Here is a 15,706-nt window from a genome sequence, read left to right on the forward strand (position 1 = left end):
TCTGTTACTGCGACGGCTTGTTATCGGCCGATCGGCGACATCGCGCCAATTGTCATGGCAGAGGCCGGCAGATTCGTTTTCCTCGGTCTCCTATGCGAGTGGCTCGTCTTCAGCAAAGTCGCCATCCTCGTCAGGCTCGGGCTCCTCTTCGATGTGGTTGACGAGCTCATCACTGCTCTGCTCGGACCACTCTAGGCCGAGCCAGTCCTTGAGACGCGCGTAGACAAGGCGAAGCAGCACCTCGGCCCGCTCCGCCATGAAGTTCGGGTTCCACTCCGCCTCGCGCTGCCCCAATGCTTCAAGGTGAGGAAGAAAGCGTGACATCGCGGCGAGCTCTTCAGTCGACTGTGCAAACGTCATACCAGAGCCGTTCAAGGTCGCCTTCGCCTCCTCAGCACTCCGGGCCCCCAGCGCGGCGTAAAGAATCTTCTTCTCGTTCCATGGACGTGAGCTCAACGAGGTGTTGGCAGCGCCTGGAGCCAAGACGAGGTTGCCCAGTCGGTGCACCACTTCTTTTTCGGTATAAAAGCCCTGGTCCCAACCGCTTGTCTGCTGCTGGGGAGCAATGTGCTCGATAGTCAGGTGCGTCTCGTCAGACCAGCCATCAGCGGTGAAGCAGGGAGCAACCCCCTCCTTGCCGGCCGTGATAAAGCCCGGTTTATCGGGATCCTCAATCGTGTCGTGGTATGCCGCCAGAAGTAGAAACCGGGTCAATGGCTTCGAGATTGTGTAGATCGGCAGGGCTGAAGCAGCTGTGAGGAACGACGACAGATTCGGTACTTCACCGTACTTCTTGTCAGTGCTCGACAGGCGAGCAGCGAGCTCTTTCTTGAGCGCTTCGGCATCGACAGTCGGTGTTGGGTCGATCCTGGCCGGGTCGCCCCACTGACGGGCGAGGGGGCCAATGCCCGTTAGCGTATCGCCACCTAGAACAGAGCGGTACTGGCTATCGATATTGCCAGTTCCCCGACGCGTGGCACGCCAGAAGACGGTGAAAGCCGTGATCGCCTTGATAGCAGTCTCGAATTCTGCAACGCACTTATCACGCTCCGCGCCCTCGTCTGCGTGAACTGCCGCGGAATAGAACCGCACCAACGGCGCGATAGCGATGGTGTGGTTGAGGGCGGTCAGGAACGACAAGCACAACTTGACCATGTCCGTCATGGCGGTCGCCGGCAGACCTGGTAGGTGCCGGGGCGCGTCCTTCGGCGGATCCCACGCCGCGCCGACGAACGTTGCAGTGTCGCTCAGATGGCGCAGATAGGCATCGCGGTCATCGTCGTCGTTCTTGTGACGATCAAAGGTGTCCTTCATATAGAGGCGCTGGTCCGGCAAACGTTTGGACAGCTTCTTGCCTGTCTCCGCCAGCGCGAACGTCACCAGCAGCTCCCGTGTGGCGTTCTGCAGCTTGTCCCCGACGTCGAAGCGATCAAGGTAGTTCTGGACCGCCTTCATGTGCGCGTGAGCACTAGAATCCTGGTAATCCTGGATCTTTTCTGCCATCACAACGCGAGGTACAAATGTCTCGAATGCTGTCAGTGGCTCACCGGTGGTGTTCAAGGATTCGAAGATGGTAAATGCGTAGTCTTCGTCCTTACCCTGCACGACCGTAATCGCAATGCGGTTAAGGCCGTACGCTGCGAACATGATGAGGCGCATCAACACGGATTCGGGCTCGTCGTCCAGGTCGTTCAGCCAGGTGCACAGCTCAGGATCGAGCTCATGGTTGAACAGTGCACGCTGAAACTCGATCTTCGTAGCGAGAATCGAAAGTGGCGGCAGATCCTCAAGCTCCTCGATCGGCTTGCGGGTAGCGAGTTTGGTGAGCGCAGCCCGGATCTCACTGAATCGCTTGATGAGGTCACCCTCGCCCTCACCGGCCCCCGACCGAGCCTTTGGCTTGAAGTCGCTCGGCTTGGCCGTAGGCAGTTCGGCTTCAGCCTCCACAGCGTAGGTGTAGATCAAGTTCGCAATGGGTGACCTATAGAGCTTATCCTTAGAGTTCTTGGACCACTGGTCATCGAAGGCTCGGATCAGGCGAGGGTAGATCGGGGCATCACCAAAGTTTTTCTTCTCGTAGAAGGCGATGCCGAGAGTTTGCAGGATGCTGATGGTTTCCGAGTAGAGCGCGATCCGAGAAGCATCTGTCGGATCCGGCTGCTTGCCCTTGAAAACCTTCCAGGAGTGCTGTCGGATCAGGTTGTGCAGACTTACCAGAAGCAGGAGAAGGCTTGAGAGGCGCTGCTGCCCGTCGATCACCGTCAAGACCTTGGCGGGAACCTCCGGCTTTACGATTGGCAGGACGGTGACGTGGTTAACGTCGTGGATCGTAATGACCGTGCCAAGGAACGTGAAGCTGTCTGGCGCCTCGCCGAGGTTCTTTAGACCGTGGAGGGTGTCGTCGAGGAGCTTCTCGACCTTTTCCTTTCCCCAGCCGTACGGACGCTGGTAAGGCGGCAGGTAGAGGCCGAGTCCGTTGTCAGACAACAATTCACGAAGACTCTTGCTCTGCGCCTCGAAAATCTCTTTGGCTTGGGTAGGCAATAGTTCGCCTCTCTGTCGTGCTCACGGATCAGTAGCCGTAACTCAGATGTGGCACACCGGACAGGCTCGTCGCCACGGTTCTCAACGAACACGCCGTCGAGAACGCTTTCAGGGGAACGTTAGCGGACCCCTAGGTGCTCGCTCCATCGTAGTGGCGAGCTTGGCTATCTTTCCGGTGTGCTCCACCTCCACCGCACCGCACGCTTGTGCGGATCGGAATTGGCGTGGCGAGAGCAATGAGCGGCACTGATGTCGGGCCGACTGTGGACAATTTTGGAGTGTATGGCCGGCGTTGATGTTGAGTATGGCGGCGTGAGTATGGCGGCGCGGAGGTCGTCGGATAGCGGACTGACAGTACTCGAGCAGTGGCAGGCTGCTCTGATCTGCACGATGCGGGAGCGGGGCACGGTGCGCACGATTTTCTTCCTACTCCAGCCGTTTTGCATCTCGATCTAGTGGCTTACGGCCGGTGCGGAACACGACGGCCTAGGTGAGCGCCGCTGGTTGCTTTTGCGGTGGGTAGACGGGCCTGGCCTGAGGTCGTGCTTGGGCATCCTTCTTCTCAATCCGCCGTAGCTGGCGGTAGGCGTCGAGACGAACGCTACGCCGACGGAGGCGAGGTCGGTGAGGTAGCCCTTCAGTCGGGCCAGCCGTTGGGCTTAGGCCTGCGAGTCGCGGTTGATGGCTTTGGTGGCGTCGGTGAGCGCGATGAACCGGTCGCTCTTAACCGTGCTCGCCCGTCAATGGCTTTCTCGGCTTTGGCGGGCCTACCCGCCGATGCCGCGCAGGGCGCGGCGGGCGCGGTCGTGGCGGCTTCGGAACCGAAAGCCCGCGTCGAGGCCGGGGGCAGCTTTGAGGCGCGCTGCACCTATGAAGTAACCGTGCCCCGGCGCCATTATCGGCGACGAAGGTGAAACGGATCCCACAAACGATTTGGGGGTGTCGGCGGAGCCGCGAACTTTTGTTTGACTAGATCGGCGTAGCAGCGCGTTTCCCTTGCCGAGTCTGGAGACCACACGCGGATCCCGCATGGAATAGCGGCAGCACTCGAGCCTCAGGCGAGAAGCCGAGGCTACCGGATGTGTCGTACCTACGTGAGAGGGTGTTGACGTCAGCGTGGCGCCCTAGGTTTAGCAGACGGACGAATAGGATCGTGACCTAATGGTCTACCTCGACTACAACGCATCGACTCCACTTGACCAGCGCGTGATGCCCCTGTTAGCCGAAGCCTGCGAAGTCTTCGCTAACCCAGCGAGCACTCATCATCGGGCCGGTCAGATGGCGGCCGAATTGATTGAGGAGGCAAGAAGCCGGGTCGCTTCGCTGTTGGCGCGGCCCGCAAGAGACGTGATCTTCACGAGCGGAGCGACAGAAGCCGCGGTCATCGGCTTAGTTGGTGCGATGCTGGGTCGCGTTGATCGGCCCAACGTTGTGGTGTCTAGCACCGAGCACAAGGCGGTCGTTGCCGCCGCCGAGCTCGGTGCCCGCTTGAGTGGTGGCGAAGTTCGTCTGGCTGCAGTCGACAGGCGCGGGGTAGTCGAATTATCCCAATTAGACGACCTTGTCGACGACTCGGTTTCGGCGATAGCGGTTATGGCGGCGAACAACGAGACCGGGGTTATAGGGCCGGTGACCGAAGTCGCCGACATCGCTCATCGATTCGGTGCCCTGACGTTCGTCGACGCTACGCAACTGGTTGGCAAGGGCCCGCTCGAGGATGTGATGAGGTGCGCCGATATCGCAGTCTGCAGCAGCCATAAGATCTACGGGCCGAAAGGTGCAGGGGCGCTAATTGCGAACCGCAGGGTGCAAAGTAATTTGGTCCCGATCTTTGCTGGCGGAGGACAAGAGCGAGGCATTAGGGGTGGCACGCAAAACACAGTAGCGATCGCTGGGTTTGGTCTGGCCGCCGAGTTGGTCGAAAAAGACCAACTCGGTGACGTATCCCGGACCGCCCAGCTAGCAGATCGGCTTCTGACAACGCTTCGCCACCACCTTGGCGAGGTGTATGTCAATGGCGCTGGTGCGCAATGCATTCCAAACACGCTCAATCTACGTTTTGTAGGAGCGGACGCCGAGGCAGTAATGGCGTCGATGCCCAACATTTTTGTCTCATCAGGAAGCGCCTGCCAGTCTGCGTCACCGAGTCCCTCTCACGTACTGCTGGCAATGGGAATGACTGGAACGGAAGCTGCAGAATCGCTTCGGATCTCGCTTGGCCGTCCGACGACTTCGCAGGAAATTGATATCGCTGCATCCGCGATCATCGAAGCGGTGTCTCGGGTCCGCGACATGACGGCAGCATAGAGAGGAAAAGGTTGTGACGCTCGAGCAAGCCGCGACTCCAATGTTCGCAAACCACCAGACTTTCCATCCACGATTCGGATGGATCAAGAAAGGTTTCGACGCGTCCGCGGCCGATCCCAACATCTTCAACGAACCCTCGGCTCCTGTCGAGCTGGGGGTCGGCAAGAACATGGTCGAAGCAATCAGGTTTTGGTCACTGGCAACCAAAGTTGTTGCGCGGCGACCACACACCGACCGGCCACGCCAGTCGGTCTATACGCCGACAAACATAGGACGAGCCATGCTCGACGACCGGATCGGATTCGATCCGTACGTGGAGGATCCGGCAACTTTGTGGATATTGCATTGGCACGCAATCTCGGCGCGTTCGATATTGCCGATCTGGCGTTTGGCGTTCAACGACTTCAGCGCTGTCGAGTTCACGGACGCCGAACTGCTTCAGTACTGCGTTGACGAGCTAGCCGCGACAACTTGGTCGCAGCCGATGAAGAGCAGCATCCAGAAGGACGTTGACTGCTTGTTGCGCATGTACTCGCGCCGCGAAACCCAGGGCCGTCAGACGCTCGATGACCTGCTCGATTCTCCGTTCCGAGAGCTAGGTTTGATCGCCCCCTCGCCTGCATCGAAGAAGACCGCGTATCGCATGGTTAGAGGAGCCAAGCCGGCATTGCCTTCAGCGGCAATAACTTACGCGTGCCTCGACTACCTTTACCGTGGAGCGGGAAACAGCCAGACTATTTCGCTCACTCGCCTCGCAGCCGATCACGGATCACCGGGCCGCATCATGAAACTGACAGAACAAGATATTGCGGATGCTATAGACGAATCGTCGGCGGTCGTCAGTCACCTTCGCCTGGCGAGGCCGGCCGGTTCTCGGCAAATGACGGTCAGCGCCCACCCCGGAGATGTGGCACTCGAGGTGCTGGCGGCCCGTTACGAAAAGGAACCTTCCGAACTCGCGTCCGTGGCTGACCTTCCGCTACTAGGAACCAAAACGGCGATGCCCTACCTGTGTGATGTTGAAATCGATCGCGTCGTGCGTGCGCGAACCCGGGCGCGTTCGAAGCGGGGGGGCCACGTGGCATGAGTTCCTCGCTGGCAGACTTCATCAAAGTTAACACTCGATTTAGTCGATCGGCCAACGTAGAGCGTGATCACGGGCGCAATGCAATCGAAGGTTACGCTCCAACTGGGCGAGCCCTTGACGTCATATCTCGCATCGCGCAGGGCCTGGTTGACCCCGCCGCCGGCCGAACGTTCTCATTAACGGGACCCCACGGCGGCGGGAAATCTTCGCTTGCCGTTTTTCTCGACGCTCTTCTCGCAAGCTCGTCAAGCGACGATTTCAAAAGCGCTCATGCAATTTTGGCCTCTGCGGAGCCCTCCGTTGATTCGTTACTGCGCAAAGGTATCCGTTCAGTCAAGGGCGGACGGGATGGGTTCGTTAGGGCTTTCGCGACCGCAAACAAGGAACCGGTGTCAGCCACGATCGCTCGCGCGCTGCACCAGGGCACTATCCGGTCATTCGGCTCTAGCCAGTCGCTTGTCCCGCCGAGCTTCGCTTCTAAAAAGCATGCACCTACGGGTAACGAAATCCGTTCGGGCATCGGCCGTATCGCGTCCGAACGTCCGGTTTTGTTAGTGATCGATGAGTTTGGCAAAAATCTTGAGCATTTTGCATCGTCGAGCAACGATGGTGACCCATTCCTTCTCCAGGAATTGGCGGAGATGACTCAAGGCGAAGGAGCCGCGCCTCTGGTCATCATTACCATGCAACATCTTTCGTTCGACGAATATGTACAGGACAGCTCGACTGCTCGTCGGAGGGAATGGTCGAAAGTTCAGGGGCGCTTCCAAGACATACCGTACGTCGAAAGTGCGGCACAGTCGCGACGGCTTATCGCATCGGCTATCACGCACCTACCTGAAGCGCGTGCTGCTGCCGACCAGTGGTTAGCGGGCCACCGAGCACAGCTCGAGACGTTGGGACTGCGTGATCTCGTCGATGATGTGGTTGCAGCTATACCTTTACACCCCATCGCGTTAGCTGTGTTGCCCGAACTCTGTAGCAGGTATGGCCAGAACGAAAGAACGTTGTTCTCCTTCCTTGCAGGAACGGAGCCGGGTGCGGTTCCGCGCTTCTTAAGGCGCACCCCGTGGCATCCGAATGATCCGATGCCTCTCATCGGGTTGGACCAGCTTTACGACTACTTCCTCGAAGCGTCTAGCAGCATGATCAGCGTCGCAGACGAGGCCAGCCGCTGGATCGAAATCGAGACGAGGATTCGCGATAGTGCGGGACTCACGCCAGCCCAAATGAAAGCAGTAAAGACAATTGGCGTACTCAACCTGGTTTCTAGCGGCGGTCGTATTCGAGCTTCTCGACCACTGCTAGAGCTAGCATTGGCGCCTACCCACTCGACCACAAAATCAGAAAAGACCTCCGAAACCAAAGCGGTGCTTGAGTTTCTGACCCAGGCAGGCATCATCACGTACCGTACGTTTTCCGACGAGTACCGGATTTGGCACGGATCAGATTACAACTTACTGAGGGTCATCGAGACTGCCAGGCGAGCCTGCGACGATGTCGACCTGGTGGACCTCCTGCGTGCTGCCGTACAGCTTGAACCGTTGGTCGCAGGCCGCCACAGTCAGCGGACGGGCGTACTGAGGGTATTCGAGCGTCAATTCAGCAGTTTGCAGGAGCGCCCGGACGAAGTCCTTGACAGCAAGTGGGATGGGGTTGTCTATTACGCGACCGATCCCGCCGCAGACCCGAGTAATGCGCCGACGCCATCCGACGGAAGACCCGCCGTTTACGTCGTTCCCGATGACGTATCTAAGTTGCGCAACACCGCAATCGATGCGGCGGCACTGAATTCGGCTCTGAGAAGCGCAGAAGTTGAGGGCGCTGACTGGGTGGCCAAACGGGAGCTGGTGGAGCGCGCCGCAGCGGCGCAACAAGCGCTACATGCGGAGATCGGACAGACTTGGAACGCTCACGCTGACTGGATCTTGGCCGGATCAAATCGTTCCCTCGAGCCCCATCGAGGGCTTTCAGCGCTGCTATCCGACGTCGCTGATGCTTCCTACTGCAGCACTCCACTTATTGCGAATGAAATGATCGCCCGCCGCGAGTTGACAAGCCAAGGTGCGAAGGCTCGGAGGTTCCTCATCGATGCGCTGCTCGCGCGGGAGGACTGCGAAGCCTTTGCAATCGAAGGTTATGGGCCAGACCGTGCAATGTATGAGGCGATTTTCAGGGGTACGGGAATACACCGTCCCACTGAGGCCGGCGTATGGAGGATTCAAGCGCCTAGTGACCGGCGCTGGAAACCGATCTGGACCGCGATGAACTCAGCATTCGACAATGCAGTCGAATCACGCGTTAGCCTCGATGACATAGGGTGGCGCCTCAAGTTGCCACCGTTCGGGATCAAGGATGGTCTCGTTCCGCTGCTCTTAATCGCGGGGCTAGTCGCTCGAAGTGACGAGATCGCTCTCTACGAACATGGCAGTCTCATTCTTTCGATCGATGATGCCGTTGCTGAGCGGCTGGCAAAAAATCTCGGAAACTTCTCCTTAAGAAATACGCAGACTGCAGCCGGCGAACGACTAGCCGTCATCGACCGGCTGGTCGACCGGCTCGGTATCACAAGTAGGCTTGGGCGTCCAACATTCCTAAACCTCGTTACCGCGCTTTACCGAGAGTTCCGGTTATTGCCTCCGTACTCACAGAAGACGCGGATGCAGTTGTCTGCTCAGGCTATCGCTGTGCGCGAAGCATTCCACCAGGCGGCGGAACCCGATGTGTTGGTTTTCGAGACATTGCCCGTCATCTTTAGTCTTCCGCCCTTCGGTGGGCGTGGCCGAAGCAGGAAAGACGCCGTCGAGCGGTTCACTGACCAGCTGGTCGCTTCGATTCGCGAATTGCGCGATACATATCCACGTTTGCTTGAGTCGGTACAGCAACAACTTGGACAGGCAACTTCTACCGGCGGTTCACTTGCGGAACTGCGAGAAGCATTGACGTCAGACGCACGCCGTATCGATGGCCAGGTACTTGAGCCGAGGCTGAAAGCATTCGTTGGGGCCTTGGCACGCCCGCTTGAGGACCAGGAATGGCTAGAGAACGTCGCAATGGTCGTTTGCGATGGCCAAGCCCCCCGCACCTGGACGGATGACATGGTCGGGCGGTTCCCGCTGAGAGTGGCAGAACTTGGCGGTGCGCTACGCAGGACCATGGCGCTGCTTCACGAACGTCTTGCGTCCAACGTCGAGCATGGTTACGCGGTGAGCAGGTTGACGCTGACTCGGCCTGACGGTGCCGAGTCCGTGCAGCTTCTCTCGCTAACCGAGCAAGAAAAAGAGCTGATTTCACCTCTTTTTGATGACTTCGTCGCTACGTTGATGAAGCGTGGGGTCTCACGGTCAGTAGCTTGTCGGATGCTCATGGCAAGGTTGGCCGAGGAACACAATGCGACCGATCCTGCAGAAGTAGGCCGGCCCATCGGCGGAGAGGACCAGCGGTATGGCTGAGAGAGTCCGACACATCTGCGGGATTAGCGGTGGTAAAGATTCCAGCGCCTTGGCGGTGTACTTGCGCGACCGTGTTCCTGAGATGGAGTACTTCTTTTGTGACACTGGCGCCGAGCTGCCCGAGACATACGAATACTTGGATCGCCTTGAGACAGCACTGGGAAAGCCCATCGCTCGGCTGAACTCTCGAAAGGGTTTCGACCACTGGTTTGATGTCTATCGAGGAACGCTGCCGTCACCGCAGATGCGTTGGTGCACAAAAAAGATGAAGATCGAACCTTTAGAGGAGTGGATCGGCGACGACGCCGCTGTCTCATACGTTGCTATCCGCGCCGACGAATCCGGTCGCAAGGGCTACGTAAGCACTAAGGCAAACATTCGGACCGTACTGCCGTTCGTTGAGGACAATATCGACCACGATGGCGTTCTTCGAATTCTCGATGAAGCGGGCATCGGCCTGCCTAAGTACTACGAGTGGCGCACACGGTCGGGCTGCTACTTTTGCTTCTACCAGCGCAAGGCTGAATGGGTTGGGCTGGCCGACAAGCATCCCGAACTATTCAAGCGCGCGACCGCAATAGAGGCAAAGGTCCGTCAGGATGCTGGAGCTGACGGAGATGCCTCGTTCGGTGAGTTCGCGATGAGAGGGCGACAGTACACGTGGTCGGGTGGCGAGTCCCTACCGGATTTGTTGGCTCGCCGCGATGAGATCGTGGCTCGGCACGATGAGGCGCAGCAGCAAGCAAGGAAGCGGAAAAAGAACCGACCTCTTTGGGAGGTTTTTAGCGACGCGCTTGACGATGACGATGACTCGATGCAGTGTTCGGTATGCGCTCTGTAGGAGTAATTCGTTGCGCGAGCGGAAGCCGCTAGACGTCTGTGATTTTAGTGCATAGCAGATTTACCGCGTCAAATATCGAGCGAGCAGCAATGCGGTGGTTAATATTCCGTTCGGTTCCGTCGTGATTACCTTCGAGGAGTTACTCGGACGAGCCTCTGATCAGCTTTTGCAAGAGCTGGTCGGTAAAGACATAGTGCGCTTACTCGCGGGCCTCGACCCAGGATTGGCTCGGCCAGAACGACTCAGCGAGATTGCGATTGGTCTTCGCTCGCCCGCGAGCATGCTTCTGGACGCGCGGCTGCGCACTGAGTTGCTGCTTCTGCTACCACAATCTCGTGCCGAGCTGCTGGCACAACGTCTTGGGCTCTCAGGACTGCCGTATGAAGCACTTAGCGCGATGAGTGTGCGACGGGGGTCCAAACGTGCGACCGAGTTACTCGACTTTTTTTCGGTGAGTGATGAGTCAGAGCAACTTACTCTACCGCCCCCCCATGAATCGATCTGCCCCAAGCATGTCTTGTTTCCGCATCAGCGGTTGGCGGCACGCAGAGTACTCGCCCATCTTGAGGGCGAGCCGCACCGCGTCATGTTGCACATGCCTACTGGATCTGGAAAGACGCGGACCGCGATGTCCACAATCGCCGACATATTGAACCAGAAAGAGCCGAAACTCGTTGTGTGGCTCGCGCATTCGGAGGAACTCTGCGAGCAAGCTGTCGAAGAGTTCAAGAAGGCGTGGACGAGTCTTGGCAGCCGTCCGGTTGATGTCCAACGATGGTGGGGCCCCCATTCTCTCCGCCACCCCATTACCCGCGATGGGATAATTGTCGCTGGACTTCAAAAGGCCTATTCGTCGGCGCGGACTTCGATCGCGGAGATCGGCACAATTGCGGGGCATGTGGCGCTCGTCGTCATGGATGAGGCGCACCAGGCTGTAGCCCCTACCTACCAAATGATTCTCGACGTCCTCACCGAATCTGGGCGCCCCGCACCGCTGTTGGGCCTTACTGCAACGCCCGGTCGTACGTGGAACGATATCGACGAGGACGAACGTCTCGCGAACTTCTTTTACCGGCGCAAAGTATCCTTGGAGGTTGAGGGCTACGAGAACCCGGTGCGCTTCTTGATCGATGAGGGCTACTTAGCCGACACCGCGTTCATTCAGTTGCAATACACAGCAGGATCGGAACTCCCGCCGCATGAACTAGAGGAGCTACGCGACGCCCTCGACATCCCGCAGAGCATTATCGAATCTCTTGCGGCCGACGAGCAACGAAACCTCTTAATCCTCAGCCAAACCGAATCAATGTGCCGTCGGCACAACCGTATTATCGTATTTGCTGCCACTAAGGATCATGCGATCGTGCTTGCGACGGTGCTACGTGCGCGCGGCTACTGGTCGTATGCAGTGACGGGGGAGACACCGTCTGCTGATCGCGCACGGATAATCGCGGCGTTTAGAACAGCGAGCGATGAGCCGCGAGTGATTGTCAACTATGGTGTCCTGACAACGGGCTTTGACGCCCCTCAGACCAGTGCCGCGGTTATAGCTAGGCCGACGAAAAGTCTAGTCCTCTTTAGTCAAATGGTCGGGCGGGCAACGCGAGGTGAGAAGGCGGGCGGCAACAAACAAGCGGAAGTGGCGACAGTCGTTGATACGCGGCTACCAGGATTTTGCAACATGGCTGACGCATTTGAGAACTGGGAGGATGTCTGGTGAACGACACAGTCGCGGAGTTCGATATTGTTCCGACCGCGCTCGCTGTAAAGGCGATGCGGGACAATGGATATAAGAATGCAGCGTACGCGATCGCTGAGCTGATGGATAACTCAATCCAAGCCGGCGCGACGACGGTCCAGCTCCTGTGCGCCGACCGTGAATCCCAGCTTGATCAACGTGCTCGGAAGCGATTGCACGAGGTCGCTGTGCTCGACGACGGCTGCGGTATGGACGCGGACACCTTGCAGATTGCGCTGCAGTTCGGCAATGGAACTCACCTAAACCAAGACCAGCAGAAGGGCATGGGGCGCTTCGGCATGGGTCTGCCTAGTGCCTCGATCTCTCAGTGTCAACGTGTCGACGTATGGAGTTGGACGGACGGTGTTGAGAACGCGTTACACAGCTACATCGACCTGCCTGAAATCAACGCGCGTCGCATGCGCGTGTTACCGGCTCCCGAGCGCAGAGCGATACCCGGACTTTGGCGAACCGCGGCCGGCAAGGCTGCGTTCGGTACGTCAGGCACCCTCGTCGTATGGAGCAACGTTGACCGGGTGCTATGGAGGACGTCCAAAGCCTTGATCGACAACTCTGAGGAGTTAATCGGCCGCATGTATAGGTACTGGATTTGTGACAGCCGCGTATCGATCGTGCTGAAGAGCTTTTTGAATGACGATCCGACCCGGATTCTGCTTGAGCGACAAGCTAAGCCAAATGACCCGCTCTACTTGATGTCTAACACAAGCTGCCCTGCACCGTTCGACACCAAACCGATGTTCGTACCTTATCCTTCGGAGGACGGACACATAGTAAAGCAGACCGTTCGTTTCCGCGGCGAGGACCACGACGTAACCATCAAGTTCTCGATCGCCTCAGAAAAGGCCCGAGACAGTGCGGGCGGAAAATCGACAGGAAGCCTTCCGTTCGGACAGCACGCTGGACGGAACGTGGGTGTTTCGGTTGTTCGGGCCGGAAGGGAGCTCGAGTTAGACCCTGCCTGGACGACCACTTACGATCCCCGTGAGCGGTGGTGGGGAGTAGAGGTTTCGTTCGAGCCCGGACTCGATGAGCTATTCGGGGTATCTAACAACAAGCAATCTGCGCGTAACTTCGCAGAAGCCGCCAAAGTCGATGCAAGCGCGATAATTAAAGAGCATGACGGCTCCGTGTCGGCGGCGCGCGCGGCACTCAGGGACGAAGAGGACCCGCTCGAGCCATTGCTTGAAATCGTGCACCGCGTTCAGACAAACATCAAGCAGATGCGAAGCATGATCCAGACCCAAGCCGAAGGCCGCAGACGGCGGACTCGGCATGCGGAGGAAAGTGTCGAAGCGCAAGCGACGGATGCGGTTCGGAAGCGCCAGGAAGAGGGGCACCGCGGTCGAAGCGACGAGGACGAAGGCAAACCGGCTGATGAACGAAAGGCCGACTTTGCCGATCAGCTTGAGCATCTCGGTCATTCGCGTGAATCCGCCGCGGTACTGGCTGCAGAGACGATCAATAAGGGCCTTAAGTATCGGATCGAAGTCGCCTCCCTCGAGGGCGGGGCGTTTTTCTCCGTTCAGCCTAGAGGCGGAATCTTGCTTGTCACTTTGAACACCGACCATCCCGCTTACGACCTACTGCTTGGCGCCCGTGATCCCAAAGATCTACCGGAAGATTCTGACAAGCTGAAGGAGAAGCTACTCGCGGCGCAAGCTGGCCTGGAGATGATGCTATTCGCTTGGGCGCGGTATGAAGACGAGCAGCCGAACGAGCAACGACGGGTGACCCAGAACATCAGACATGACTGGGGCCGTATGGCTGAGTCGTTCTTGAGCAGTCGCTTGTAGGGGAAGCGGATAGTGATGACGCATGAAGAAATCGTCAGAGTGCTGCGTCAAGCCGCGATGCCCCTGTCAGCTGCTGAGATAGCGACAGCGTTAGGCGGTGAAGTCCGCGAATGCGACGCAATCCTCTGGCAGGACCCGCAGCAGTTTGTGTGGCAGCCTGGGCACAAATGGATGCTGGCAAGCGTCAAGTCGCATTCTCGTCGGGCGCTGCCCGCAGATGCGCCAAACGCTCGGTCTGATAACGCCACGGCTGCTGCTCCTCGGCAGCTTCGCGCCTTAACGTTGTCAAGTGGCGTGGTTATCGCGGTTGACCGCCGCCCCCTGGACTCCGATGCATTTTTTACCGTCCGCTCGGCCGGCAACAAGATAACGCTCACGCTCAATTCGACCCACGAGCTGTTCATCGACATGCCAACGCCTTTCGAAGACAACGCGGATAGTTCGCCGTATAAACGCCTCTGCGAAGTTTTTCTGAGCTCATGGGCGCTTTACGAAGATAGTCTGCCGGGCGGATCAATCAAGAGGGCCACAGAAGATGCTCGTCTGCTTTGGGGTCGTCGAGTGATTGAGATGCTCCGAGAAGTGGATCATGACTGAGGTCGGTGAGGCGCTATTGAAGCTCGCGGCGTCTTCGCGACACGAATTTGTCATGTGCGCGCCATTCGCGAAACAGGCAGTTGTTCAGCGCGTCTTGTCTCTGGTCCCGGAGGGCGCGCGGGTCGCCCTGTACACACGTTGGCGACCCGAAGATGTGGCGGCCGGCGTGTCGGACATCCAAGTATTGCCGACTGTTCGGTCTCGCGGCGGCGTTGTGTACCTCCATGACTGTCTTCACGCGAAGTTCTATAGGAACGAAAGCCAAGTACTGCTCGGTTCGGCCAATCTAACGGCGACCGCCCTAGGGTGGTCTCAACGCCCGAACATCGAATTGTTGGTTCACTCAACCATCGAACAAATCGCAGAGGTAGAGCGCTACCTATCGGCGGAAAGCACTGAGGCGAACGACGAACTAGCTCGCGAGATCGATGAGATCGCTCAGCAGCTGCCCGCGGCTCCATTAGATCCTCAAGACAACGTCGAGAAGGCCGCCGCCCTGATCGATGTATGGGTACCTCAACTGCGAATGCCATCCGACTTGTATTCGGCTTATAGCAAGGGCGTCGGCTCGCTGAGTTCGCGGTCAGCGGCAGCGGCGGCAGTGGATCTTGCTGTACTTGATCTGCCAGTCGGCTTGGATAAGCGGCAATTTGAACTGCTCGTCGGGCATCGGTTGCGTTGTCAGCCGCTTATTCGGAGCATTGACGAGCATCTGAACAGGCCACGGCGCTTTGGTGAAGTACGAGAAAAGTTAAGCCAGTTGACTGGTTACGACCGTGCTCAGGCAGATGACACCTGGCAGACCGTCATGCGTTGGCTTCTGGAGTTCCTACCGGCTCGGTATAGTCGCGATGTGAAGCGGCACACCGAAATGATAAGCCGGACGACGGCTACGGAGTCGAGCCAATGAAGCATCAGAAAGTGTACCGTCAGATCGCCGCGATCTTGGAAGCGAATTCCCTGACTTGGAACGAAACACCAAGTGGTGCAGTTTATCTCAGGTTCGCGAGTGCGGGCGTCACGATTCAGGTTGGTCCTTGGGGCTCCCAAACCCTAATTGAAATCAGCTCGGATGTCCTGGTCGGTGTCGACTCGAACAGCGAACGCATATTAGAAGAAGTGAATGCTCTGAACATGACGTCGAAATTTTGTCGTTGGGTCTACTACGAAGATTCGAAGACGATCTCGGTTGAGTATGTGCTGCTCGGCGACCATCTCCAGGAGAATGAGCTGATGACTGCCCTCGCCGCCCTCGCCCGTCGCGCCGACTACCACGACGATCTGCTTCAGCAGAAGCTCGGCGGCAAGAGAGCCTTCGAAGTGTAG

General features: G+C 58.1%; 10 protein-coding genes. 9 read left to right on the plus strand and 1 reads right to left on the minus strand.

Annotation, left to right across the window (positions count from 1 at the left end):
- Positions 1 to 90 precede the first annotated feature (90 nt).
- Positions 91 to 2,544, minus strand: coding sequence for a DUF262 domain-containing HNH endonuclease family protein (locus A5700_RS03345; RefSeq protein ID WP_068066786.1), 2,454 nt, complete (start codon positions 2,542 to 2,544; stop codon positions 91 to 93).
- Between the two features lie 1,161 nt (positions 2,545 to 3,705).
- On the opposite strand from A5700_RS03345, the gene A5700_RS03355 reads away from it, so the two are divergent.
- The 9 genes from A5700_RS03355 to A5700_RS25900 all read left to right on the plus strand — a co-directional run bounded on the left by A5700_RS03355 (position 3,706) and on the right by A5700_RS25900 (position 15,706).
- Positions 3,706 to 4,851, plus strand: a complete 1,146-nt coding sequence (locus A5700_RS03355; RefSeq protein ID WP_068066789.1) for a cysteine desulfurase family protein — start codon at positions 3,706 to 3,708, stop codon at positions 4,849 to 4,851.
- A 13-nt stretch (positions 4,852 to 4,864) separates the two neighbouring features.
- Complete coding sequence (locus A5700_RS03360; protein WP_068066792.1) at positions 4,865 to 5,938, plus strand: DUF4007 family protein; 1,074 nt, start codon at positions 4,865 to 4,867, stop codon at positions 5,936 to 5,938.
- Positions 5,935 to 9,390, plus strand: coding sequence for a hypothetical protein (locus A5700_RS03365; protein WP_068066797.1), 3,456 nt, complete (start codon positions 5,935 to 5,937; stop codon positions 9,388 to 9,390). Before A5700_RS03360 ends, A5700_RS03365 begins: the two co-directional genes overlap by 4 nt.
- Positions 9,383 to 10,231: a phosphoadenosine phosphosulfate reductase family protein gene (locus A5700_RS03370; protein WP_068066800.1), complete on the plus strand. Its 849-nt coding sequence runs from the start codon at positions 9,383 to 9,385 to the stop codon at positions 10,229 to 10,231. Before A5700_RS03365 ends, A5700_RS03370 begins: the two co-directional genes overlap by 8 nt.
- 94 nt (positions 10,232 to 10,325) lie before the next feature.
- Positions 10,326 to 11,951 carry a DEAD/DEAH box helicase gene (locus A5700_RS24985; protein WP_231991374.1) on the plus strand — a complete coding sequence of 542 codons (1,626 nt, stop codon included), beginning with the start codon at positions 10,326 to 10,328 and terminating at the stop codon, positions 11,949 to 11,951.
- Positions 11,948 to 13,783 carry an ATP-binding protein gene (locus A5700_RS24990; RefSeq protein ID WP_231973711.1) on the plus strand — a complete coding sequence of 612 codons (1,836 nt, stop codon included), beginning with the start codon at positions 11,948 to 11,950 and terminating at the stop codon, positions 13,781 to 13,783. The genes A5700_RS24985 and A5700_RS24990 overlap by 4 nt, the downstream gene beginning before the upstream one ends.
- Before the next feature lie 15 nt (positions 13,784 to 13,798).
- The gene (locus A5700_RS25890) at positions 13,799 to 14,380 is read left to right on the plus strand and encodes a hypothetical protein (RefSeq protein ID WP_156671058.1); all 582 of its coding nucleotides are present in this window, start codon (positions 13,799 to 13,801) and stop codon (positions 14,378 to 14,380) included.
- Positions 14,373 to 15,290 carry a hypothetical protein gene (locus A5700_RS25895; RefSeq protein WP_156671059.1) on the plus strand — a complete coding sequence of 306 codons (918 nt, stop codon included), beginning with the start codon at positions 14,373 to 14,375 and terminating at the stop codon, positions 15,288 to 15,290. The genes A5700_RS25890 and A5700_RS25895 overlap by 8 nt, the downstream gene beginning before the upstream one ends.
- Complete coding sequence (locus A5700_RS25900; protein ID WP_156671060.1) at positions 15,287 to 15,706, plus strand: hypothetical protein; 420 nt, start codon at positions 15,287 to 15,289, stop codon at positions 15,704 to 15,706. Before A5700_RS25895 ends, A5700_RS25900 begins: the two co-directional genes overlap by 4 nt.

The sequence above is a fragment of the Mycobacterium sp. E1214 genome, assembly GCF_001666755.1.
GTDB lineage: Bacteria > Actinomycetota > Actinomycetes > Mycobacteriales > Mycobacteriaceae > Mycobacterium.